The 22,571-nt window shown below is 52.1% G+C and carries 28 protein-coding genes and 2 pseudogenes; 6 read left to right on the plus strand and 24 right to left on the minus strand.

All coding sequences use genetic code 11. From position 1 onward, the window contains the following. Positions 1-32 precede the first annotated feature (32 nt). From B7E11_RS07730 to B7E11_RS07750, 7 genes and pseudogenes are all read right to left on the minus strand, one after another. On the minus strand, positions 33-1,535 hold the full coding sequence (locus tag B7E11_RS07730; protein ID WP_080833160.1) for an extracellular solute-binding protein: 1,503 nt from the start codon (positions 1,533-1,535) through the stop codon (positions 33-35). Then, complete coding sequence (locus tag B7E11_RS07735) at positions 1,528-2,178, minus strand: hypothetical protein (RefSeq protein ID WP_080833161.1); 651 nt, start codon at positions 2,176-2,178, stop codon at positions 1,528-1,530. Before B7E11_RS07735 ends, B7E11_RS07730 begins: the two co-directional genes overlap by 8 nt. Continuing rightward, complete coding sequence (locus tag B7E11_RS07740; protein ID WP_080833162.1) at positions 2,175-2,723, minus strand: sigma-70 family RNA polymerase sigma factor; 549 nt, start codon at positions 2,721-2,723, stop codon at positions 2,175-2,177. The genes B7E11_RS07735 and B7E11_RS07740 overlap by 4 nt, the downstream gene beginning before the upstream one ends. 21 nt (positions 2,724-2,744) lie before the next feature. After that, positions 2,745-2,984, minus strand: a complete 240-nt coding sequence (locus B7E11_RS30910; RefSeq protein ID WP_139787133.1) for a transcriptional repressor — start codon at positions 2,982-2,984, stop codon at positions 2,745-2,747. A gap of 19 nt (positions 2,985-3,003) precedes the next feature. Then, complete coding sequence (locus tag B7E11_RS30915) at positions 3,004-3,294, minus strand: CobW C-terminal domain-containing protein (RefSeq protein ID WP_425430057.1); 291 nt, start codon at positions 3,292-3,294, stop codon at positions 3,004-3,006. A 2-nt stretch (positions 3,295-3,296) separates the two neighbouring features. Next, positions 3,297-3,645, minus strand: a pseudogene (locus B7E11_RS30920) (CobW family GTP-binding protein); the annotation flags it as partial. 39 nt (positions 3,646-3,684) lie between these two features. Further along, positions 3,685-4,047: a (2Fe-2S) ferredoxin domain-containing protein gene (locus B7E11_RS07750; RefSeq protein WP_080833165.1), complete on the minus strand. Its 363-nt coding sequence runs from the start codon at positions 4,045-4,047 to the stop codon at positions 3,685-3,687. Between the two features lie 217 nt (positions 4,048-4,264). Between B7E11_RS07750 and B7E11_RS07755 the strand changes: the two genes are divergently transcribed. After that, positions 4,265-5,263, plus strand: a complete 999-nt coding sequence (locus B7E11_RS07755) for a CobW family GTP-binding protein (protein WP_176220646.1) — start codon at positions 4,265-4,267, stop codon at positions 5,261-5,263. 498 nt (positions 5,264-5,761) lie between these two features. Here B7E11_RS07755 and B7E11_RS30160 read toward each other — a convergent pair. The 7 genes and pseudogenes from B7E11_RS30160 to B7E11_RS07790 all read right to left on the minus strand — a co-directional run. Then, a pseudogene (locus B7E11_RS30160) lies at positions 5,762-6,184 on the minus strand (class I SAM-dependent methyltransferase); the annotation flags it as partial. Positions 6,185-6,220: 36 nt separating this feature from the next. Beyond that, a complete protein-coding gene (locus B7E11_RS30165) occupies positions 6,221-6,424 on the minus strand; it encodes an ATP-binding cassette domain-containing protein (protein WP_245809650.1) in 204 nt (67 codons plus the stop codon). After that, positions 6,418-6,993, minus strand: a complete 576-nt coding sequence (locus tag B7E11_RS07765) for an ABC transporter ATP-binding protein (RefSeq protein WP_245809651.1) — start codon at positions 6,991-6,993, stop codon at positions 6,418-6,420. The genes B7E11_RS30165 and B7E11_RS07765 overlap by 7 nt, the downstream gene beginning before the upstream one ends. Positions 6,994-7,004: 11 nt before the next feature. Beyond that, positions 7,005-8,021: a FecCD family ABC transporter permease gene (locus B7E11_RS07770; RefSeq protein ID WP_245809652.1), complete on the minus strand. Its 1,017-nt coding sequence runs from the start codon at positions 8,019-8,021 to the stop codon at positions 7,005-7,007. 89 nt (positions 8,022-8,110) lie between these two features. Further along, the gene (locus B7E11_RS07775; protein ID WP_080833171.1) at positions 8,111-9,175 is read right to left on the minus strand and encodes an ABC transporter substrate-binding protein; all 1,065 of its coding nucleotides are present in this window, start codon (positions 9,173-9,175) and stop codon (positions 8,111-8,113) included. Between the two features lie 215 nt (positions 9,176-9,390). After that, positions 9,391-10,038 carry a class I SAM-dependent methyltransferase gene (locus B7E11_RS07780; protein ID WP_245809653.1) on the minus strand — a complete coding sequence of 216 codons (648 nt, stop codon included), beginning with the start codon at positions 10,036-10,038 and terminating at the stop codon, positions 9,391-9,393. 666 nt (positions 10,039-10,704) lie between these two features. Beyond that, complete coding sequence (locus B7E11_RS07790; RefSeq protein ID WP_080833176.1) at positions 10,705-11,091, minus strand: YhjD family protein; 387 nt, start codon at positions 11,089-11,091, stop codon at positions 10,705-10,707. Positions 11,092-11,258: 167 nt separating this feature from the next. On the opposite strand from B7E11_RS07790, the gene B7E11_RS29430 reads away from it, so the two are divergent. The 5 genes from B7E11_RS29430 (at position 11,259) to B7E11_RS07810 (ending at position 13,103) form a co-directional block, all read left to right on the plus strand. Beyond that, positions 11,259-11,429 carry a hypothetical protein gene (locus B7E11_RS29430; protein ID WP_176220647.1) on the plus strand — a complete coding sequence of 57 codons (171 nt, stop codon included), beginning with the start codon at positions 11,259-11,261 and terminating at the stop codon, positions 11,427-11,429. Between the two features lie 44 nt (positions 11,430-11,473). After that, complete coding sequence (locus tag B7E11_RS07795; RefSeq protein WP_080833178.1) at positions 11,474-11,950, plus strand: type I-C CRISPR-associated protein Cas8c/Csd1; 477 nt, start codon at positions 11,474-11,476, stop codon at positions 11,948-11,950. Positions 11,951-11,998: 48 nt separating this feature from the next. Then, the gene (locus B7E11_RS07800) at positions 11,999-12,322 is read left to right on the plus strand and encodes a hypothetical protein (protein ID WP_080833180.1); all 324 of its coding nucleotides are present in this window, start codon (positions 11,999-12,001) and stop codon (positions 12,320-12,322) included. A 330-nt stretch (positions 12,323-12,652) separates the two neighbouring features. After that, positions 12,653-12,838, plus strand: coding sequence for a hypothetical protein (locus tag B7E11_RS07805; RefSeq protein ID WP_080833183.1), 186 nt, complete (start codon positions 12,653-12,655; stop codon positions 12,836-12,838). 25 nt (positions 12,839-12,863) lie between these two features. Beyond that, the gene (locus B7E11_RS07810) at positions 12,864-13,103 is read left to right on the plus strand and encodes a hypothetical protein (protein ID WP_080833186.1); all 240 of its coding nucleotides are present in this window, start codon (positions 12,864-12,866) and stop codon (positions 13,101-13,103) included. Between the two features lie 170 nt (positions 13,104-13,273). On the opposite strand, the gene B7E11_RS07815 is transcribed toward B7E11_RS07810, so the two are convergent. From B7E11_RS07815 to B7E11_RS30755, 10 genes are all read right to left on the minus strand, one after another. Continuing rightward, a complete protein-coding gene (locus B7E11_RS07815; protein WP_213084128.1) occupies positions 13,274-13,945 on the minus strand; it encodes a peptidoglycan recognition protein family protein in 672 nt (223 codons plus the stop codon). After that, positions 13,942-14,199 carry a hypothetical protein gene (locus B7E11_RS07820; RefSeq protein WP_245809654.1) on the minus strand — a complete coding sequence of 86 codons (258 nt, stop codon included), beginning with the start codon at positions 14,197-14,199 and terminating at the stop codon, positions 13,942-13,944. Before B7E11_RS07820 ends, B7E11_RS07815 begins: the two co-directional genes overlap by 4 nt. Before the next feature lie 61 nt (positions 14,200-14,260). Continuing rightward, positions 14,261-14,587 (minus strand): hemolysin XhlA family protein, encoded by a 327-nt coding sequence (locus tag B7E11_RS07825; RefSeq protein WP_342744460.1) that lies wholly within the window; start codon positions 14,585-14,587, stop codon positions 14,261-14,263. Positions 14,588-14,622: 35 nt separating this feature from the next. Continuing rightward, complete coding sequence (locus B7E11_RS07830; RefSeq protein ID WP_080833190.1) at positions 14,623-14,769, minus strand: XkdX family protein; 147 nt, start codon at positions 14,767-14,769, stop codon at positions 14,623-14,625. Further along, positions 14,769-15,164, minus strand: a complete 396-nt coding sequence (locus tag B7E11_RS07835) for a hypothetical protein (RefSeq protein WP_139787114.1) — start codon at positions 15,162-15,164, stop codon at positions 14,769-14,771. The genes B7E11_RS07830 and B7E11_RS07835 overlap by 1 nt, the downstream gene beginning before the upstream one ends. Positions 15,165-15,176: 12 nt before the next feature. Then, positions 15,177-18,785: a carbohydrate binding domain-containing protein gene (locus B7E11_RS07840; protein WP_080833192.1), complete on the minus strand. Its 3,609-nt coding sequence runs from the start codon at positions 18,783-18,785 to the stop codon at positions 15,177-15,179. After that, positions 18,778-18,963, minus strand: coding sequence for a hypothetical protein (locus B7E11_RS07845; protein WP_080833194.1), 186 nt, complete (start codon positions 18,961-18,963; stop codon positions 18,778-18,780). The genes B7E11_RS07840 and B7E11_RS07845 overlap by 8 nt, the downstream gene beginning before the upstream one ends. 513 nt (positions 18,964-19,476) lie before the next feature. Then, the gene (locus B7E11_RS07855; RefSeq protein WP_080833196.1) at positions 19,477-20,010 is read right to left on the minus strand and encodes a stalk domain-containing protein; all 534 of its coding nucleotides are present in this window, start codon (positions 20,008-20,010) and stop codon (positions 19,477-19,479) included. Positions 20,011-20,047: 37 nt separating this feature from the next. Further along, the gene (locus B7E11_RS07860) at positions 20,048-22,204 is read right to left on the minus strand and encodes a translocation/assembly module TamB domain-containing protein (RefSeq protein WP_080833198.1); all 2,157 of its coding nucleotides are present in this window, start codon (positions 22,202-22,204) and stop codon (positions 20,048-20,050) included. Between the two features lie 4 nt (positions 22,205-22,208). Further along, positions 22,209-22,568 carry a DUF6711 family protein gene (locus B7E11_RS30755; RefSeq protein WP_080833199.1) on the minus strand — a complete coding sequence of 120 codons (360 nt, stop codon included), beginning with the start codon at positions 22,566-22,568 and terminating at the stop codon, positions 22,209-22,211. Positions 22,569-22,571 lie beyond the last annotated feature (3 nt).

The raw sequence follows: 22,571 nt of genomic DNA on the forward strand, positions 1-22,571 counted from the left end.
CGTCCCGGTCAAACCGGTCCTACGACTTCCCCTTATAGCAGTTCCTCGTCCAGCGCGAATCGTTCGCGGTTGCCGGAGGAGGCTGCGGCGTCTAGCGTTTTTTGCGCTTCCTCCCGAATGTAGGCCAGCGCTTCGTCCGTTGTCATCCGGTCCGCGATCGCGTCCGTGATCGCTTTTTCCGCAATATCCCGAAACGCTCGGGTGAAGCCTTCCGGCACGAGCGGCGTCCGCATCGTCAGATCCGGCCGGAGCGCGTAAAAATCGGACAAGTCCCTTCCTTTCGAATCCTGCTCGAAGCCGGTCCGGGACAGCAGCTTGGAAGACGACTTGGCCGAAAGCGTCATAAACTCCTCGCTATGAACGTACTGAACGAATTCCCAGGCGAGCGAAAGCTGATCGGATTCGCGGTTGACGGCAAAAATATCTTCCACTTCGAAATAGGGCGTCACGCCGGGATTATCCGGACTGACCGGCATCGGGACCGTGTCCCAGGCGAAGGCGGCGCTTTCGCCTTCGTTTTCGCCCTTGCGCCCCGCGAGGAAATCCATCATTTGCATCATGAGCATATCGTCGATCGCCATGGCCGCTTGCCCGTCCAAAAACAGGTTGCTGCCCAAAGACAGGGAGGTCGTCCCGTTGCCGTTGTCGCGAAGCGGCGCGGCGGGATAATAAATCGCCTGGTTTTTGTAGCCTTCCACGACCAGCGAGAAAATCCGTTTCCACCCCTCGCTGTCGAGCAGCAGCTTCGCGCCTTCCGGGTCGAGCAAGGACAGCCGCTGCGCGCTGCCGATTTTCATCGCCAGGTCGAACGGACTGATCGTGAATGTCGGCTGGTACAGGCCGTAAAGCGGCTGCCCGGCTTCGTTTGCGTCCGGGAACCGCTCGGCCAGCATCAGAACCTCCTCCCAGCTCATGCCCGGTTCCGGATAAGGGACGCCGTATTCGTCGAACAGCGAGCGGTTGTAATACAGCGCCCGGCTTTCGAACGAAGGGGACAGGCCGTACAGCCGGCCGCCTCCCCGCTCCGTCAGCAACTCGATGACGCCCGGAACCATGCCTTCCGTGTCGAACCCGCTGCTCCGGATTGGAGCGTCCAGATCGAGCAGGCGCCCGTTTGCGGCGAGCGCCTCGTATTGAGCTTCGTTCAGCAGGAGCACGTCGGGCGCGTTTTCCTTGAGCACGGCCTCGTAATTGGCCAGCATATCCCCTTCGCCCCGCGTCTCCGACAGCGCGACAACGCGAAATTCCGCCTCCGGGTGGCGGGCGAGAAACAGATTGCCGTAATCCCGGTAAAAGGAGGCTTCGCTTGCGTACATCACCGTGAGCTCGACTTTTTCTCCCGGCCGCGCCTCATAGGGCTTCCAGTCGTTCGCCGGCGGATTTACGATTTCTCCCGACGCCTCCGCCGGCTCCGCTTCCGTCTGCTCGGGCGCGTTCGCCGGCTTGTCGCAGCCCGCCGCAGCGAGCGCTACCAGAAGCAAAACAAGGGAAGCGGCGACTCGCGGCCTTCTCTTTTTAACAAGTCGTTCATTCATGCGTTTCTTCGTCCTCCTTGGCTTTTCGCTCGATCGAAAGGGCCATCTTCACGGCTTCGCCTTCGGAAATGGTTCCGGTAATCCGGTATTCGTAGTCGCCGTCCTCCAAAATGAGCTCGACGGCATCTTCGCCTTCTTTGCGAATCCATCCCTTTTTCCCGTCGATCTCGACCGGGTAGTAGCTCTGCTCGTCGGGCCGTTCCGCGGCGGCTTCCCGCCGGGTCAGCTCCAGAAAGCCCGGGCGCTCCGAGGCGAACCGGATGTTGATTTCCGGCGCTTCGTCCGCCTCGGGAACCGACGATACGACCTCCTCGATCCTGTAGCCTGCCGGAATATAGGAGGGGATCGGAGCTTTGATCGTCGCGGCCGGGTTCGGGGACAGGGAAGCCGGACTTGCCGCGGGGGAAATCGTCTCGGCTCCCCGGATGCCGGACAGGGCCGGCAGGAAATAGACGGCCGCCGCGGCTAGGAACGCGGGAATCAACAACGCGGCGGCGCCTCGAAGAAGCCTGCGGCGGGCTCCGCGCCATCCCTTCCGCGCCGAATCCAGCGTTCGCTGCCGCAGTTCCCCGCCCGCGCGTATCGGATCGAGAGCGTCGCGAAACGCTTGCGCGAATTCTTCATCGGATTTATCTCTGTTCACGGCGATTCCTCCCCGCTGTTCATATAATCCTTCAGCAACGCGCGTGCCCGGTGAAGGCGGCTTCGAACCGTGCCTTCCGGCACCTTGAGAACGCCGGCAATCTCCCGGGTCGACAGATCGTGATAGTAAAACAGAAGCACGGCCATCCGGTAGGGCGTTTCCAGGCGCATAATGTGCGCGAGCAGCTCCCGGCTTTTTTCCGAGGCCACGATCCGGTCCTCCAGGCTGCCCGAGACGCCGTCCCGCTCATCGTTCAGAAACAGCACCCTGCGCCACCACGTCGAGCGTTTCAGATCCCGGCACAAATTCATCGTGACGCGCAAAATCCACCCCTGGGGATTGTCCATCCGTTTGATCTTGTCCCCGTGCCGGAATACGCGCACGAACACTTCCTGGTAGACATCCTCGGCTTTTTGCCGATCCCGCAAATAGACGTAGGCGGTCCGCAGCACCATATCCCCGAACTCGTCCATGCACGTCTTCAACTCCTCCTCCCCGAAGCCGGCCGCCTCTTCCGCCCGGGCGAAGATCCCAGGAACGCTCACGTCCCCACCACCTTTCCATACTTAAATAACGATGCAGCCCGGCGTTTCGCTCCCGAATTCGAAATTAAAAATACGCGCTTGCCCGGAGTCCGGGACAAGCGCGTATAACGGTTGCCGCTTGACAGTCATCGTTGTTTCGCATCCTATGCAGATGACATGATATTTCGGATGCTCCTTCTTCATCATGCGATAGCGAATTTCATCGGCAAAGACGAAAAACTCGATGATCTGAATGTTTTGAAACAGTTTTAATGTTTTGATAGATAGTGCCGAAACTTAGCTAGACACCGCCAACACCCGCGTCTTCCTCTAGCTTCCGCTTAATTTCTTGCTTGGGAAATTGTTCGCCCATAAAGACGGCAACGTCCTGAACGTTGCCTTGCGGTTTTATCCGAAAAAGATTCAGCTGCCGGTAGGCAACTTGAAACATCATCCGTTCTCCGGTATCTGCCGCCGTAAAAATGCCCTTTGCCCGATAGATACTGCTCGGCAATTCGCTTAAAATGGTTTCGATTCGACCGCGATCCCATAGGATGTTCGAAATAATGCGTGTAAACCGTAACGTGTTCATACGATAGGAACCAGCAAGGCCGCCTCTGTCACCGAATCGAAAATTTCCATCGGATTCGCAACTCCCGTTGCTTCAATAAGAATCAGATCGGGCGAACGATCCGCAATCAGATCTCGGATCTCCATGCCCAAATCGCCCCGAATCGTACAGCAGATACAACCGCTCAGCATTTCTCGCATCGGGACCTCTTCATTGACAAGCTGACCGTCCAGATTGACGTCGCCCGCTTCATTCATGATGACCAGCAGGTCTTATTCGTCTTTTAGCGTAATAATCCAGCATTCTCGCAAGCAGCGTTGTTTTTCCGCTCCCGAGAAAACCGGACAGAATCACAACCGGTGTCTTTCTGATCAAAGTAACCTTCCCGCCTTCGGTTTAAATTGGCATGGCCTAGCCTGAGGTTTTATCTTTTCCCGCTACAGAAAGGTCCGAAGCGATAAATCGGCCATCGAACGAATAAACCAACTGTTCATCCAGTCGATCTCCTGAAAGATGCTTTCGGACAAGCATCCTTCCGGATTCGGGAGAAATATCCCTATACCAGACTCCGTCCGGGTAGGCGATCACTACGCAGGCGTCCGCGCACCGCCCATTGCACCGGGTTCGCGTCGTATGAATCCGTTTATCCGCTCCGAGAAGCGCAATTTCGTCACGGATCGCCTTCGTTACTTCTTCGGCTTGCCGCATCATGCAGTTGCTGCCATTGCAGATGAGCAGGTGACAAAAAGTCTCCTGTAAATTCCATGTTGTCACGAATGTCCTCCTTTCCGGCGAACCGCAGCCGGAACGTCAAGATCTCTTTTTATTTGTAATTATTACGATTATTTACGCAAACCGCGCCCCGTTCAATATTCCGGAACGAATAGATAAAGGGGTTCGACTGTCGTTTGACAAACGAATTGAGGAGATCTATACTCTATCTTAATTGTAAACATTACATTTAAGAAGTCAAGACAAAGGAGTGAACGTCATGCCAAATCTGCAGGCCGATTCCCGCATTCCCGTAACGGTGCTGACGGGCTTTCTTGGCGCCGGAAAAACGACACTGCTTAACCACGTACTGACTGCCGACCATGGCGAAAAAGTCGCGGTCATTGTCAACGAATTCGGCGAAGTCGGCATCGACAATCAGCTTGTTGTCGGCGCGGATGAAGAAATCTTCGAAATGAACAACGGATGTATTTGCTGTACCGTAAGGGGCGACCTCATTCGCATTCTCGGTCAGCTCATGGAAGCCAAACTCGGCAAAGGCGGTCGCAGAGCCGATTTTAGCCGGGTGCTGATCGAGACGACGGGCCTCGCCGATCCGGCCCCCGTCGCTCAAACCTTTTTTGTCAATCCGGAAATCTCCGAATTTTACAAGCTCGATGCCATTGTCACGGTCGTGGACGCGAAACATGCCGGCCAACACCTGGACGAAGGCCATGAGGCGCAGGAACAAGTCGCCTTTGCGGACGTTCTTTTGTTAAATAAAACGGACCTCGTTTCCGAAGACGAGCTTCAGAAGCTGGAACAGCGGCTTCGCGCAATGAATTCGGCCGCCAAGCTTTACCGCACCCGGCAGTCCCAAATTGAAATCGACCGGATTCTCGGAATCGGCGCCTTCGACTTGGAGAAGAAACTGGAGATCGAACCGGGATTTCTCGAAGAAGAGGATCATGAGCATGATGACGATGTCACCTCGGTCTTTTTTCGGGAGACGCGTCCGCTTGATTTAAACAAGGTGGAACGTTTTATTAACGAATGGCTTGTCGACCACGGCGTGGATACCTTTCGCTACAAGGGCGTCTTGAATATCAAGGGGGTCAAGCAGCGAATTGTGTTCCAAGGCATTCACATGCTGTTCGGTTCGTATCCCGACCGCGAATGGAAGCCGAATGAAGTGCCGACCAGCGAATTCGTCGTCATCGGCCGCAATCTGGATGAAGAATGGTTCCGCAAACAGTTTGCCGGTTGCGTTGCCGGCTAGTTCATTTTCAATACAAGAAAGACCCCAGCCGGGCCATGTTTGATTCCTGCTGCGGGTCTTTTCAATTGCGGCTCGATGGTTACATGATGCGTTCCGGCCTCCAATACAGCAGTACGCCCTTGAACCGATGCTTATATAGAAAGCTTCCATCCCGTTCCGATACGAACTGGCGGAGAATCTCTTCCGCGGCTTTTCGATCGTAATCGGGTTCCAGAATGCGCCAAGATTGTCCTTGATCATCTGCTCCTCGCTTTCATACCGATAGGTACGCTCCAAATCGAGAATCTTGCAGTTGGCATCGATGCCGAGCTCATAGAGAAGGTTGGTCAAATAAATGTAATCCCGCCGCTGAAATTTGATTTTGTAACCAAGCCGCCGATGAATTTCCCATAAATGCGGTTTTTCCGGACCGCTCGTCAGTCCGACGATCGCCCACCGTTTGGCTGCGTTGTTCATGTGGAGAAGCGCGCGGTCAATCTCCTGCATTCGATAATAACAATTGATCCCGAAGACGACATCAAACGTTTCCTGCGGAGGGCGATCTTCCCATTTGGCATGAATGAGCCGGGGTACGCGAAGACCTTTGCGTCTCGTTTCCTCCCGCAAATAATCGAGCACGCTTCGCGAGCTGTCTACGCAGGCAAGCGACGATGCTTTATTTGCGGCAGCAAACGTGTAATTGCCCCAACCCGGCCCGATCTCCAGCACATGGTCGGCCGGTTCAATGAAACGGAGAAGCTCCGTTCGAATATCGGCCGAGTAGTCGTCCAGCGCGCTCGATTTGTTCGGGATATAGGTTTGCCAAAACGCTTCTTCCTTGGCATCGTCGATCATTCGTTCCGGCAATTTTCCGTTCCAATCTTTCATGCCTTCCATCCAGAGCCGCTTAAAATCCATATTGAATCGGACGCCGTGAAACATTGAAGTTCCCTCCCTCTCGTTTTCCGAATAAAAATGTCATTCCTGCAGCGGTTCGAGCGCGGTCATTTTCATTCCATGCGGCGAGCGCTCGATTTCCATCCGCACTCCGTATACCTTCTCCATATGAAGAGAGGTAAACACCGCTTCGGGTTTGCCGGATGCGAATATCCGTCCGTCCTTCAACATATAAACCGTATCCGAATACCGGGATGCCAGCTCCAGATCATGCAGGATCAGCACGACAAGCATTCCGGACCGCTTCGCAAGGCTGCGGACGAGCTCCAGCACCTCGAGCTGATGCCGGATGTCGAGGGCCGAAGTCGGCTCGTCAAGCAGCAGCATGTCCGGTTGTTGGCGAGCGCCCGGGCAATCAAAACTTTCTGCCGTTCACCGCCGCTCAATTCGTCCATATGACGCGTTGCGTAACGATCCAGTCGAAGTTCGAACAGCAAGGATTCCACAATGTTCAGATCCTGCTTTGTAACGCCCCATCGAATGTAGGGCTTTCTGCCGAGCATTACCGTCTCCATAACGGTAAGCGGAAATCCGGACGAGGCTTGCTGCGGCACATAAGCCTGGATTTTGGCCAATTGTCCGGGTCTTATCGAACGCACGTCCTCCCCGCCGATCCTTACCGTCCCCTTCCGCGGCGGGAGGATGGAGCAGATGCTTTTCAGGAGCGTGGTCTTTCCCGCCCCGTTAGGTCCGACGATGCTGACCACTTCTTCTTTTTTCATGCTCATCTGAATGTCGCTTAAAATGACGTTTGAACGGTACTTGAACGATAACCCCGAAACGTTTACGAACATGATCGTTCCTCCTAGGCCCAGTACTCCCGACGCTTTCGAACGAGCAAATAAACGAAAAACGGCGCGCCGAAAAAGGAGGTCACGATTCCGACCGGAATTTCGATCGGAGACAGCAGCAGCCGGGCAACCGTATCCGACAACAGCAGGAGCAGGGCCCCGATCAGACAGGAGAACGGCAGCAAATACCGGTAATCGGTACCGATCATCATCCGGCCGATATGCGGGGCGACAAGTCCGATAAACCCGATGATTCCGGTGAAGGCAATCGTGGTTGACGCCATCAGAGTCACCGTCAAAAGGCAGATCCACCTCAATCGTTTCACTTTGACCCCGAGCGTGCGCGCCGCCTCTTCGCCCGAAACGAGCGCATTCAAATCCCAGGCATATTTCATCAGCACCCCCAGCGATACGGCAAACAGGGGCAGAAGAATGTACAGAACCTGCCAACTGGCCCCCCAAAATCCTCCCATCAGCCAGACGATCAAATCTTTGAGGGCCTCGTTGTCGGAAAAATATTTGAGCGAGGATACGCCGGCCGCGAACAATTGGCCGATCGCCACGCCCGCAAGCAGCAGCACCGTGGTCGAACCGCTCTTCAACCGCGCGATGCCATAAACGATTCCGACCGCCAGGCAGCCGAAAACGAATGCATTAAACGCGATCAGCCATTGTCCGTTATGCACAAGGTTGATGCCGAATGCGCTGGAGCCTGCGACAATAGCAAGCGCCGCGCCAAAGGAGGCCCCGCTGGAAACGCCGAGAGTAAAGGGGTCGGCCAGCGGGTTGCGCAGCAGCGCCTGCATGATCGCTCCCGCCGCAGCGAGCGATATGCCGGTCACGATAGCCATCGTAATTCGGGGAAGTCTGACTTCCCGAACGATATACGCGTTCATTTCATCGACTGTCCCTCCCGTCGCCATTGCCCAGAGCTCCGGCAATGGCACGCTCGCCGAGCCTTTCATGATCGCCGCTGCCGCTGCGACGACCAGCAAGACCAGAAACAACCCGAGCAAGAAAAGCTTGCGCATCGAACTGCCGCGGTATAGAGACGCCAACTGCCGAGTTGACGATATCGATCTCAAAGAGTCCGTTTCACTGCGACGGATCGATCCCCCCATCATTTGCACTCCTTAAACGAGTAATACCAGATTCCTTGGTACGGGACGCCGAGCCATTGTTCAAAATACTCTCTTGCGTATGCCTCGGGATCGACGTCTGCGAAGCGGTCCGGATACAACCATTTGGCAAGTTGCAATACGCCGATATACCGTTTGTCCGATCCGATGAAATTCGTATGAAAGAAATAGACGTCTCTATTTTTTCCCGCTTTCAGCCGGTTCAAGGAAGAAATGGACAACATATTGGCGAACGCGTCCTCGAGCGGCTGAACGTCCGCAGCTTCGTATCCCCCAAGCCATGTGCCGTGCAGCGTAATAACGTCCGGATTTCGCGTAAGGACATACTCCTCATCGACCATGATCGTCGTGGAGGTTTCAGCCGGATTCCACTGTAAATCCGCCGCATCTTTGCCGCCAGCCAAAATCGTGGCAAAGCCCTCGCCCACCCCGGGTTTTCCGCCCAGCGACTGACTCGGAAAAATACGATAGCCCCCATCGGAATTGAGAAATCCTGCAGACAGCGCCATTACGCTTTTTTTGTCGTTTTCCCCGATCGATTGGATTCGCTCCGCGGAGATGCGTTCGATTCCATGCTTCCATTCGAGAAATTGGGCGGCCCGCTCCTCTTTGCCGAACAGCTTGCCGAGCAATTCCCATTCCGAGTCCGTCTGATCGGGCAAGTAATTGTTCATTCTTACGACTTTAATGCCCGCAGGCTCAAGCTTCTCCTCCAGTTTCCGATCGGGCCGATTCGTATAGGTGAATACGGCCTGCGGCTTCAAACTCAGAATCGTCTCCAGATTCAACTGCCCGGTTTCGCCTACATCGGGCAAGCTTTGGAAACCCAGATACGGGTTGTTTTTAATTGTCGCGTCGCCGGTTGCTGCAACACGATCGTCCGCTCCCAACAATTTGATCGCTTCCGCCGTATTTCGGTTGATGATGATTGCTGTTTGAATCGGAATATCCAGCGTAATTTGTTTCCCGCTAGTGTCCGTAAACGTGTAATTGGACTGTTCGGCTTGTGCCGGCGAGTTCGACTGCAGGTTCCGCTCTGTCGTCATCGGCGAATCGTTGCCCGTACCGGTTGAACAGCCTGCAGCCAAAACAACGAGTACGAGAAAAAACGTTAGATTATTTAAACTTCTCTTTTTGAAAAATATTGGGATGGACAACTTGCCTCTCCTCCACTATATGTAATTATTACGATTAAAGCGAGTGGAAACGAACGGAAATCCAAAAGGTTGTTTATCGAAGTTCCGGACCAGCTCCGGCATACTTACCGATGGCCGACCATGATCATTCGACACGATTGCCTCGCGTCATAAAACTCCCCCTCATATCCTCCGTATATTGTATCTAACACTAGCCCCGCCTCATTCAGCATCGTCGACAGTTGTTCGGGCGCGTATAGCTTCACTCGTTCGGAATAACGGCGAGGCGATCCGTTCGGCTCTTGGACAATGATCTTTTTTACGATGAACCCTTTTTCGATTCGGCGGGTTTCCGAGATAACCGCTCCCCGTTCAACTCGCTTTGAATGAGGCACCAGATGATCCGCCGTGTATCCCGCGTTCATAACATCGATGACGAATCTCCCCCCTGGCTTTAATGCTTTCCGGATTTGGCGCAGCACCTTCAATTGTTCGCTGTCTTCTTCAAAATAGCCGAAGGAGGTGAACAAATTAACGACAGCGTCAAATCGTTCAGCAAACATCGTATCGTCAGGCAAAGCGCGCATGTCGCATTCGATCCAGGTAACGCGGCCATCGGGATCGTTCGTTCTCGCTTCCCGAAGCAATACCGGAGACAGATCGATGCCGGTAACGCGGTAGCCTGCATTTGCAAGCGCCAAGGAGTGTCTTCCCGTACCGCAGCAAAGGTCGAGGATACGGTCCTTTTGGCGCAGCTTTAACCATTTCGTCATCGTTCGGACTTCACATTCGGCCTGCAGCCGGTTCCGATGACGATAGATGAGCAAATAATCCTCGCCGAAACTTTCTTCGTACCACTTTAAAACGGGGCGATTCATTTGTACTCCCTCCCTCTTCCAAACGGAAGCGATCGAATGCGTTGGCAGATGGCGTTGTTCGGTGTCCTTCGTTTAAATTGTAATAATTACGATTAAAGCGAAAAAATAAAAACAAAACACTTTTCGATTAATTGTAATAATTACACTTAAGGAAGTCTACCAACAAAACTTCGGAATGTCAAACCGAACTTCTTTAATGAAAGCAAAAAGCGCGGTCCCGGAAAACCGGAAACCGCGCCGCATTTGAGAGGTTAAGTGGTGCTGATGAAGGGATTCGAACCCCCGACCTACGCATTACGAATGCGTTGCTCTACCGTGTATTATAAAACACGACAATGTGAGAGTTCCCGCAAGATCTGCATTACCAAATACACTTACGGTCAAGCACAATCACAACCCCACGATTAACGTTTGAGTCCTCGGCGTAGTATTCATGCTCTCCATCCGCTGCCGCAAACGTTATGTATGCCGGCAGCTTATAGTCCAGACTAGACTCTAATATCCGCTTAACCGCCCGGCGCTCATTAGGCCCGTCATGCTCAATCCGATAAGTGTGCATGTCTACCCCTCCTGTAATTTATGAGCGATGTCCTCGATGTGCTTTGTCAGCCGCAAACGCATTTCCGTCCGGATGACTTCTTTCGTGACCCCAAACTCGTTTTGATAGCCCCGGCAGTTGTATTGCACATAAATGATGTCATCCTCTTGCCGCTCGTCCCACACCTTGATTTTGCGGCGCTGCATCTCCATCCGGAGCTTGGAGCACTCTCGGTTTACCGCATAGATCAGCGCGTCGGTTGCGGCCTGATAAAGCGGCTTGAGCAGTTGCGTCGAATACTCCATCTTTTGCCGTTGCTGCTCGAGCATTACGACCAGGTTGGGCAATACGATCATGTCTCGGATCATATCCCATTCTTCGATTTCTGGCATTCCTTTCGGGTTTTTCATTGGATGCGCCTCCACAAGAACATTTGTTCTTATTATAGGATGATAATGCGTTCATCATCAATGCAAATAATTTCTAATTTTAGTGTTGACTTTAACATACTTTTGATGTATTATAAAGACATCAGCAAGAGAGACAAGAAGAAAAACATATTGGGAGGATGAATCAAATGACGATTGTTAACAAGTTCGAAGTGGTAAAATCCGAGTGGGAAAACGAGGACGGGGAATACCTCTATACCATCACGGACGGAGTTGACGAAAAAGGTCAATTCCGCACAAGAGAAGAAGCAATCGAAAACATGGAGCGCATCATCCTTAACTGGCGCGCAGATTCGTAAAAACAACATAAGAGGGGCTTCTGCCCCTCTTGAAAGGAGAACAAATGGAACGAGACGAAGCGTTTGGTCGCCTGCTTGCGATCGCTAATGTATTGGGCGATCGGGTGTTTGAGAAGAAAAAGATCGGCATTGCGAATAAGTATGGATCTGCTTTTGCGCGAGAGCCACGCAAGGCGATCGAAAAAATCCACGAAGAACTGATGCAATACACCCACAAGTTCGGAGACGCCGAAATGGTTCTCCTCGATATGTTCGGCGAAATCATGGCCGGTCTGGATATATCGGACTTCACAAACAAGCCTGTTGGAGCAAAATATCTTCAAAGCTTCTACTCCCAGCAGCATATACTCAGCGACGAGATTGTCGGCTACGCTGAGGCGGCCTATATTCTAGGCTGGGATAAACGAAAAATCGGAACATACCTGCAACGAGGGGTATTTCCGGAGCCGATTCAACGGCTGGCGAGCGGCCCAATATGGACGCGTAGGCAGATCGAGGATTATAAAAAATCACGGGGTTAAACGCATAAGACCTCACCAAAAGGGAGGCAGCGGAAAAAGGAGAAGGACATGACGAAAATCGAAGAATCTGTCCGCGAGGCAGTAGCGGCCGCAAAAGACTTGGATAGTCAATGGCATGTCGACGTCCTGCAAAACCAACAAGGCATTATTCGGATACGGCAGCCTATCTATGGTCCCTACGAATCGCAAGCAGAGAGGGATGGTTTGGAGGCGGTATTGGTTTCCGTTGATGGCTGGGATTCCGGCGCTACGTTCGATCCCGCCGGATGCGATTCGGAAGAGGAAAGAGAAGCAGAGCGTTTCAACGCGGAACGCGATCTATTTGACGAGCTTGTTCACAAAGCTTTGGAACAGATCGAAAACAAGGATTGACGAGAGTGGCACTAAATAAAAGAGAGCAGCGAGGCTAACCCTCCTGCTCTTTTGCTTTCTCTAGCACACTGCATATAAATTCGCTTGTCGTACATTTATGTTCCTCTGCTTTTTCCCGAGCCCACGCTAAAAGCTCTGGAGCCGCATATATCGCCTCGCGTTCCTTCTTAATCGCTTTCGGCTTTCTTCCCCTCTTTACCATAGCATCAACTCCTCGTTGATACTAATTTACAGCATTTTAAAATAATTTGCAATTACATATTTACAGCATTTAAAAAGCATGTTATATTAGTATCAAGGACAAGCTCACAGGGCAGGGAGGTAATGTGGATGCAAGAAGGAATGATCGTGATTAAGGTAATTTACGACGACGGCGACCAAAGCCATACACGTTTCAATGGATCACCGGAGGAAGCGGAAGAATATTACATCGGCACGCCGTTCAACTTCGGATGGTTCAACGGTCGAGAAGTGTTCAAGGTTTGCACGGCAATCGAAATAATCACGGGAGCCTAACGGCTCCCAAGGGAGGATGATCGAGATGAACGAAGCAAAAGGAATTTTGGATTGCGAAAACGTCGAGGACTTTCTCGCCTTATTCCGCGAGAGGCAAGAACAGTTTGAAGAGAAGGGGATTTGGAGTCGGTCTTGCATTGATCTTCTGACTGTGTCGTGGACTGAGGACATTTTAAAATTAGCCAAATGCGGTGAATCAGAAAGGCTTAGCCGACTCCATTATCTGATGATTGCACGCCATCAATTTAATAAATTCCCCGCCTGATGATGGCCGGATGGGAACCGGCCGAAATCCCCGCAAGGGGATCGCGGGAACCCGCCACGAGTTGGCCCGGCCGGGCTGGCCTTTACATAGATGCTCTATGATAAATTCATAAGCGCTTGGGAATTTGCCAATAAAAATAGCCCGAGAGCCGAAGCCCCCGGGCTTTTTTGTTATTTCGTCGCGACGACAAACGTCAGCCACGACAACTCCGAAGTCGTCAGCGTCTTTTTATCGATCTTTTCCAGCCACGTCTTGTCCGTGATCGCGCCTTTGTCCAGCAACGCGGCCACTCCGGCTCGCAACGTTTGCCATTGGTATGCGCTCAACTCCAAGGTTTCTTCCTCCTTTTCGGCGATCAAGGCCGCCACCATGTTTTTAAATGCTGCCCAGCCTGTCCATTTGCCATCGTCGTACATCAGGCGGGGGCAGATTTTGCCGCTCCAATCAAAATGACGGCGAAGCCTGTCAACGCCCCATTCGCGCTCCCGGAGCATGGATGCGACGAGTTGCGCGGCATTTTGGAGAGTCCTCGCATAATCCCCGCTCTCGCATATCTCAATGCCGATCGATGTCCGGTTACCGCATCCCGGTCCGCTGCCGTCACCCGCATGCCATGCGTTTTCGTTTAGCGGTATGACCTCGATTGCTTCGTTCTCGTCGACAACAATGTGGTAGGACGCCGTCCGGTTGTTTGCGGTGTTTGTCAGCCACGCTCGCTCGTTTCTGGCGCTGCTGGACGGGTTTCCGGTGTTGTGGATGGTGATTGTCGTCGGGGCCATAGCAAGCCCCGGACGACGGTTAAATAGGGTGTTTCGGGGGATATGATCGACGATGTATTTCACGCCTTGTCATCCCCCTTCGTCGCCCCGGGCGGGTTCAGCGCCTTGTTTTGCATCTGCCCGGCCGCTGCCGCCACAATGAAGCCATTGGCGAGCGCCAGCAGATAAACCCGCCAGTCGCCCGCGTCGGCCCCAATTGCGAGCTGCGCGGCCGTCAAAATGAGCCACGACACGACTACCGCGTACAGGTCCGTCGGCAGCCAGCGGGCGACGCGATCGACAAGCCCTTTCGTATACTGCACAATCAAAAACGTCAACAAAGAAGCTCCCCCCATTGCGGAGAGAGCTTGCCATGTAAAGAGTTGTCCATCTTGCATCTTATGCACCTATTCCTTTCCACAACAGTGCGATTGCCCCGCCAATCACACCCGTAATGATTGCGCCCAATACGGCGCGCCAAAGCCATTTGATGTCGTCTTGTACGCTTTTCACTTGCCCCATGGTGTCGTCGATCCTATGATGTGCGGACTTTGCTTTGTCCAAAGCTTCTCGGGCAATATCGTCGGATTTGTCCAGCTTTTCAACGAGTCGATTGACGCTCGCCGTTAATTCGGTATTCGTTCGCACGTTTGCTTCCTGCAGGGCTTCAAGGCGCCCCAACCTTCCTTCGATTTTGCCGAGCGCTTGCAGCTCGTTTGCATTCATGCTCAATCGGACACCCCCATTAAAAGGCCCCGCGGTTATGCCGCAGAGCCTTCGTATTCCTCGCCAGTGATTTCTTGATATTGTGCCGCCGTGATCTTGTTTGCCTCCACGAACACCCTGACATTGTCGTTGGTGTAGTAGCCGGCGTCATAATATCGCTTGACAAGACTGTACCATTGCATTACAGGACACCTCCTTGTACGAGCTGCAGTAATAGGTCAGCTTGGCCTTGTTCGGTGGCCGTAAGCCGCGCTTGGGATTCGGCTAGGCTGAGCGCAAGAAGGGAATTGTCGGCTTCAAGTTGGGCAATTCGTTCGGCGTCGCTCGGCGGAGCAGGAGGACGAGCAGACCACTCGGCGTCAAGTTCTTCCTGCGATCGTTCGATTCGCTCCCCATCGATCCATTTGAAACGAAATTGACCGCGCTCGTTTGTCAGAGGATCGGGAAAGGCAAGATGGAAATGCCGCGGCCCTTCCTCCAATATGAGAATATCGTCCTCCTGCGGATCCTCAAAGGCAGAGGAAAAGCCGGCGATAATTACGCCGGCATCGTCGACTCTAATGTAGTGGCTGTACATTGTACCCCTCCCTTAAAGTTCGGCATCTGCCGTCCAATGAAATGCTCGGGACTGATCAATTGTAGTCAGTGCCTCCATATTAAATCCAGATGTACCAATATAGTTTATAATGCCGTCGGTTGCTTCGATTGTCCCCACAAAATATCTAGCGCTTGAACCGGTTCCGCCTGGATTGGTTGAAAATGGCGAATATGTGTAAACCGAGGGAATCGCCCGTTTTCTCACTTTGAAATCAACGTGGAAAGTTTGCGGGACTCCCGAATTAGCGCCGAACGCAACCATGCCTATAGGATTGTTCGATTGAGGTGCCACGTCGACCTCATAGCTTTTTTCAAAATAGCGCTGACACAATGCCAATTCTTCGGCGAACGAGCGCGGCTGAAACGGCAAAGCCGATTCGCCGGCGTTTAATTTGACTTGGGCGATGTCGATGTTGCCGGCTCCTCCAAATGTTTCCGGAGTTGTTGCCCCGAATCTGGATTGATAATCGGACCCCCAAATATACCAAAATCGAATCGCGACCGAATCATCGTTATTGGCGCCAAACGTCTTTCCTTCAAGCGAAAACGTGGTGAACGTGAAAGAATATTTGGTCCAAGCCGAAGTGAGCGTAACGGTGGTACCGGACATTATCTCTTCGGTAGTCGGCGAACCACCGCTTCCATATTTTTGTTCCAAGTGGAAACCGAGTCTTTTCCCAGCGATGGAACTGCGAGCCCAGAACGACAACGTTAGTTTTTTGCCCGCGCCACAGAGATAACGAGTTCCGTTTTCAACAAATTGATTGAGTGTGCAGTTAGCGCTGTTTCCATATCCCTCCCCTGCCCCATTGACGTTCAGTCGACAAAAGTAAGCCGATCCAGGAATATCCATTAACCTTTGTTGAGAAAGGACCATCGTGGGCATTGTTCCGCCTTCTGGGTTGTTGTCTAGTCGCCAGCGGTCTAGGGTATACGTCACCGAAGTAGGAGTGATATTGAAACTCGTTCCCCGCTGTGCAATGTCAAAATTGCCGTTGATGGTCGCCTGATGATAGAGGTAAAAGGGCATTTCGAATAGTTTTACAATGTCAAATGCATTATTATCAGCCTTGGCCTCCACCCAATCCAGCGCCCAATCCTGTACGGTGTCCTTTGTCTCGTTGTCGGCCATGCGTTGCACCAGGTCGCCCACGACGCCGCTCATATTGGCCTGATAAGTCACGGAAGCTTCGACCGCATTGGACGTCAGTTTGTAACGGTCCAGGGCGATGTACGTGACGGTGTATTCGGCGGTGGGGTCGTACATCGTTAACGAGATTGACGCTCGAACCAAACCATATGCATTTGCATCAGAGACAACCGACCAATTCGGATCAGGCAATCCATTTTTGTAGATTCGAATGATTTGCGACGCTCTGTTTTTTAATTGAGAAGACGGAAACGTTGTGTTATTGATGTGTGCTGTAGTCGAGCTCGTTTGCGGCGTAACTTTCTCCCGCACAATCACGCCTTCCAGCAGCTCGACCGCATTCCCGCCATCGTGCAGCCCGATCGATCCCTCAAAGCCCTCCACCGCTTCCGTGACCGTCGTCGCAAGCTGGTACGACAGCCGGTAATAATCATAAGTCCCGCTCGTAATCGCGCTGCTAGGCACGGTCGGGACGGTCGTCACGGCTCCGGTGTTGCTCGTCGCATTGAGCGGTATCCATGTCTTCGTGCCGCTGCCATTGTACGGCTGGCCGAATGTGCCGTTGTTCATCTTCCATCCGAAGAAATAGGCTTTGATCTCTGCCGTTGAGGGTTGAAAATCCTCCCCCCATCCGGAATCGGAATCGGAAATTGTAACTTGAAGTCCATTCGACCCAGTCCCGATTTGATTCGTACCATCTTGCGAATTAAAAGCTTTCGACGTTAGGGGTGAACCGTCGTTTTTTGTGCAATAGAATCTATCCGAATTTGGCAACCCACCGTAAGGGGTGGCAAACGGGAAATTGACTCTCTTGTACCCCGTTGAGTCGTCAGAAAAAACCCAAGCATATGAACCATCGAGAACGAAGTCCGTCCGCCACCGCCGCGTGACCTGTCCCGTCCGTATATCCACGCTATCCCTTACGGTGCCGTCGACGCTGGATGCGAGTTTGGTCGGGATATAGACGTAATCGTCGTTGCGAGGTTCGTAAGACGTTACGGTCGTTCCCAATTCTAGCTGAACCTGTTCGTAACGTTTCCTTTGTACCGTTGCTGTAGATTGGGAGGCATAAATAAAAAGCTGAATCTCCTTTTCACTTCCAACATTAAACGTGATGGATACCTTTCCGGTTCCGGTTAATGCGGTGGTGAGTGGACTTCCGTCACTACCCTTTCTGACGCTAATTGTTGGTGTGTTGGGTCCACTTACATTTGTTGCAAAACAGCTTAGTGTGTAAGTGTTTCCCGGAATTACGGCATACTTACGGATAGTCACAAAACGGAAAGCCACTGCATCCGAAGTTAAGTCCAAATCACCATTCGCTCCTAAGAGGATTGTAGGGACGGCTCCCGTAGCGACAATTTCTCCGTCATACAAATTTTTTCCGAACTTCCGGATCGCCGCCCCTTGAAGGTGCTGGATGCTGTCCACGTAAGGGATAAACCCGTCAATCTGCTCTCCGGTGTACGTCGTTCCGATTGCATTGTAGTCGGCGGTGGAAAGCTCATACAGACGGATGTCGTCGACATAAGCGACGAATGTCGTCGAGCTAAGGGTACCTATGACGAGACGGAAACCATTCCCGGCCAGCACATTAGCTGTCGGGATTTTTGTGTACAGAAATTGCCACGAGCCCACCGTTGCCATGTTTGCGATACATGAGTAACGCGAAGTATTTGTGCCAATGTCTCGCAACGATACGCTCACGTCGCCAGCCGTTTGGGACTCGACATATATCCAGCACGCTAAAATATATTGCTTGCTGCTGTCCAACGGGTAGTTGAAATCTTTAAAGGCATAGCTGGTTTGCCCGGAAACTGCCACCTTGATCGAGCTGGAACCGCTCCGCTTTTGGGTTGTCGAGACGGTCGGCGGCGAAGTCCCTGCCGTGGTAAACGGCGCCAAACTTTCGCACCCGCCGTCCTTGCCGAGGATATTGACAAGCGTCCGGCCGTACACCGTGCCGTCCATCGGTGACGCCTGATCGGTCGTGATCAGGTTTAGACCGTTCCGGAGGGTCGAGGTTATCGTCGGCTTTTGGATCAACGACTCTTCCATGTGATCGAGCCGTGCGCCGAGCGTAGGATAAACGGTGCCGTCCAAATCCTCGCGGGCTTGGACGATTTCCGCGTTACCATCGTTCGGCACGCTGACAATGGCATCGACTTCTTCTTGCAGTTTGTCTAAGGCGCCTTTTACATTGCTTTGCCCGGAGACAGAGCCGGAATAGGTGATATTCTGCGCCGGGTGGGCGGTGGTTGATTGTTGGTGTGCCGTATCCGCGGCGATGCGGGCTTGCTGCTCTGTCGTGATTTGCTGCTGCAGGGACGAGTCCGTGCTTGTCCGGTCGTTCATGTCCTGTTCGACGAGGGCGAAACCATCGTTGATTCGGCCGAACGTATCGCTGATCTTGGACGGTCCTGGGAGGTTACAGTATTTGTTGTCAGCCACTTTGCTCATCTCCTTTCAGTTGCTCAAGGCGATTCCCGATCGCATCTTGAACCCCCTGTAAAATGGCAGTTTCTTGGCCCGGGTGATATGGCATTATTGCACTTATGACGGCGCAGATTTCCGGGACTGGCCGACGAGGGTCGATTTCGATTTTGACGATTGGGTCGATTTTGGCCATTGGGAACCCTCCATTCAAGGAAAAATAAAAGAGCCCGTCATTTGACGGACTCTTGGTAAAAAGAAGGAATATTGTGTTCCTATGTCGAATGGACTATAAAACGACTATAGGTGATGCTATGAAAATAACCCTTCGGCATTATGCTTCCGGGCACGAAATTAAATGTAAAAAGGGATTCTCTTGGACTACCCTGTTTTTTAGTTTTTTCGTCCCACTTCTTCGCGGGGACTTGAAATGGTTTTTTGTTATGTTGATCACAAACGTCATTGTCGGTTTTTTTACATTCGGATTCGGCCTGATTATCACGTGGATAATCTTTGCCGTCATTTATAACGGTCGCTACATTAACGATCTTGGCAAAAAAGGTTACCTCGAAGTTAAGGACTATGTTCCGCCTCCACCTTCTCCCTATGACGACCGTTTGCCTCCTGGCGAATACCGGATCAGGCCGGAAGGCAGAAGATTTCTGTAAAAAAAAGAGTCCGTCGTTTGGCGGACTCTTGGTTTATGTGGTTATTGATTTTGCAATGCATTGAGTTTAGTTTCAAGATCAGATTTCTCCTGCTCTAGCTTTGAAATGGATGTCTGTGCTTGGTCAACCATCCATTGATACATCGACACAGATTCCGCAGCCTTTGGATCACTCAAAGCACCATTGAGCAAATTTTGAGCAGCTTGGAGATTTTGGCGACCTCTAGCTAACGCTTCATCAATTTCAGAAATTCTATTTTGTATTAGAGTTATTTGGATGTGTCTTTGTTCCTCATCCTCGTTCTCCGTAACTTTGGTGCTGGTAGTCAACAATACTTCACCGCTTTCGTAAGATGTTGACGCTCCAAGGATATTCGCAATCGTTCTAACTGGGAGATATGTTCTTCCATCTACAACGGCTCCGCGATCAGCAATTTTCGAACCATTTACATTAACATCGACTTCTGATGTTACCTTTTTACCTATTAATCCACTTGATGCTGCATATGCACCGGCCGATATGGTCAGAGATACGCCGATAAAAATTCCAAGTGCGATATAAGCAAGTCGTTTCATCGGAACTCCTCCTGATTGACAATATATCTCAATTTTATCATGGTATATTTACCGATGCCACTTGCGCACCAAATACATTGTAAAACTTTAGGTTGCGGGTTGGAGTATCAAATGCCGCATTAACAATCGCCGTCGATGCATTAGCTTTGGCATTAAGATGAGTTTGCAGTGATTGTCCACCTTGTTCAAACAAATTACTCCATCCACCCCATATATAAATCCCTCCGGAAGCAGATAGTCCCAATTGATTTTGAGATGTTATTGTCAATCCAAAACCATCAGCGGTTATACTACCGATTAACCCGCCGCCCCTATAAAACAAATATGACGGGCCTCCCCCATATGCAGGGTTGATTACATTGTAGTTGCTGTCATTAAAGTATGCTGTAAGCAAATTGCCTGTTGCACTAAGCTCGATCCTTGTACCAGAATCCTTTGTTCTGATGAGTGCACCGGTTATTACCGAGCCATCAATCGTGCCGCCGACAATAGAGGATGTCGTGATCGTACCACTGAACTGACCATCCGTCGCTACCATATGGCCCGACATATCTACCCTAAACGGAGCAGATGAAAAATCGGTATGTCCAAGCCATATCCCGGAATCGTTGGCCATAAAAACATTATTGCCACTACCTATAACAATCTCTCCGCCTACAAAACGACCGCCTTGAACGGTTCCCGTGAAGGACCCGGTTGCAGCTTGTAAGGCGCCGGAGAATGTGCCGCCAGCCGCCACAAGGTCGCCTGTGAACGTGCCGGACGCCGCTTGGAGCGCACCGGTAAACGTCCCGCCTGCGGCCTCAAGATCGCCAGAGAAAACACCGTCAACCGCTATCAGTGTCCCGGAGAACTTCCATTTCCGGTTCGGCACATCGAACCACAGGGCGTCTTCGCCGTCGGCCGTAAACCGGAATTCATCGCTGTTAAGCACGACACGGCTTGCGTGGTCGTCCCTCTCAACAATTAGGCCCTGATCCCTTGTGATCGTGACGCCGTAGTAGTTTCTACCTTGCTTGACCGCCGTTTGGTTAAGCTGATTAATTTGTCCGGACAATTTACCTTGCACCGGGAATTCTGATTGCTGAAACGATTGCGACGGCGCCGAGATGCCCATGCCCAAGCCGCCTTTGAAACGGAACGTCAAGCGCAAGGCGATGGTCTGATGATACGTTATGCCATCCCACGGAAAGTCCGCATCTTGCCACGCCATCGTCGCATCGATCCAGCGGTAACCCTCTTGTTGGCCGTACTCGATACGGTCCCCGACGTCGACCTGCGGATATCCCCGCGCATCCATCTCAACCGGAATGTACGAAAACCCGTTAAGATTGGCAAGCAAGTCATTGACGATCGCCTGCGTTACAAACGGATTTTCCATCGCGAGTGTTTTGCTCTCATCCCCCGTCCCGGCCTCGACCTTTAAATCGTCCTCTTTGTTGTAGGTGACGACGATCCGGCTAATTGACCGCTGCGGGTTGGTCTGCTTGAGCCGAATATAATCGGACAAGCCCATGTTAAAGACGGGCGTCTCCGCGGCCGCATACCGCCGAAACTTGATCGTGCCGTCTTTGCCGACAAAAACACTCGCCGAGTTGGCCCCGGCAATGTATCCCATAACCTCCCGGTAGCTGTAGCCTGTTGGGGCCACAGGGACCGTATAGGACGGATTGATTTGCACGGTGCTGTCGTAGGTGTAGCCGAGCCGCGTGCATATCTCGTCCCAAACTGCTTGTAGCGTCGCCGGGTAAGACAGCGACGATATATACGGCGCATTGGCAAACGTCAACTTGTCGTAACAGATATAGGTCCAAACGTTGTTTATTCGCTCGCGTTTGTCGATGTAAAACTCTCCGAGCGGCAGCCATTCGTCCTTCGTTCCGTCCCAGCTAAAATCCGCGTCTTCCCACGGATAAGTGGCTTCATCCCATTTCAATCCAGCGAGCGACATGGACAGATATGGGATGATCTTAGCGTTAACGGCGATCGGATCTGGCGCCCGAATCTTGATAATCATTTTGGAGATGCTTGCTGCCCCAATTGTAAAATCATCAGCTGGCGCCAGATTATTTTCGATGTCCAGACTGACGATTTTGTCTTTGCCGTATGTGATGCCGTCGATGTCGGCCCGGAGCAGCCACGTCCTCGCCCGCTTTTTTAGAGCATCTGCAAATGGTTGAGAAATTGGAAACATAGCATCACATCTCCGTCAACGTAAAAGATAGGCCGCTCCATAGTGGCAGTCCGTTTCGTTTCATGAGGACGGGGGCCGTACGGTCGCCGACGTACATCGTCCGCGTCTCCACTTGCCCGGTCATTGGGTCCGGGTATGTGAATTCGAAAAATTCGTCGCGAATCGATTGGAGAATAGTCGATAAGTTATCCCATGACATCGCCGGCCACCTGATTTCCAATTGTCTTTTTACAGCTATCCGATCCCGGGAAGCCGTCCCATCAGCCGTCCGTGTTGTTGTTTCAGCATCGTCAAGGTCCAAGATTTTTGCCGAAAACTCAGAGGGATAAACTTGCAACTCTATCCCGTTGATTGCAAAGTACACCGT

The sequence above is a fragment of the Cohnella massiliensis genome (assembly GCF_900169535.1).
GTDB lineage: Bacteria > Bacillota > Bacilli > Paenibacillales > Paenibacillaceae > Cohnella > Cohnella algarum.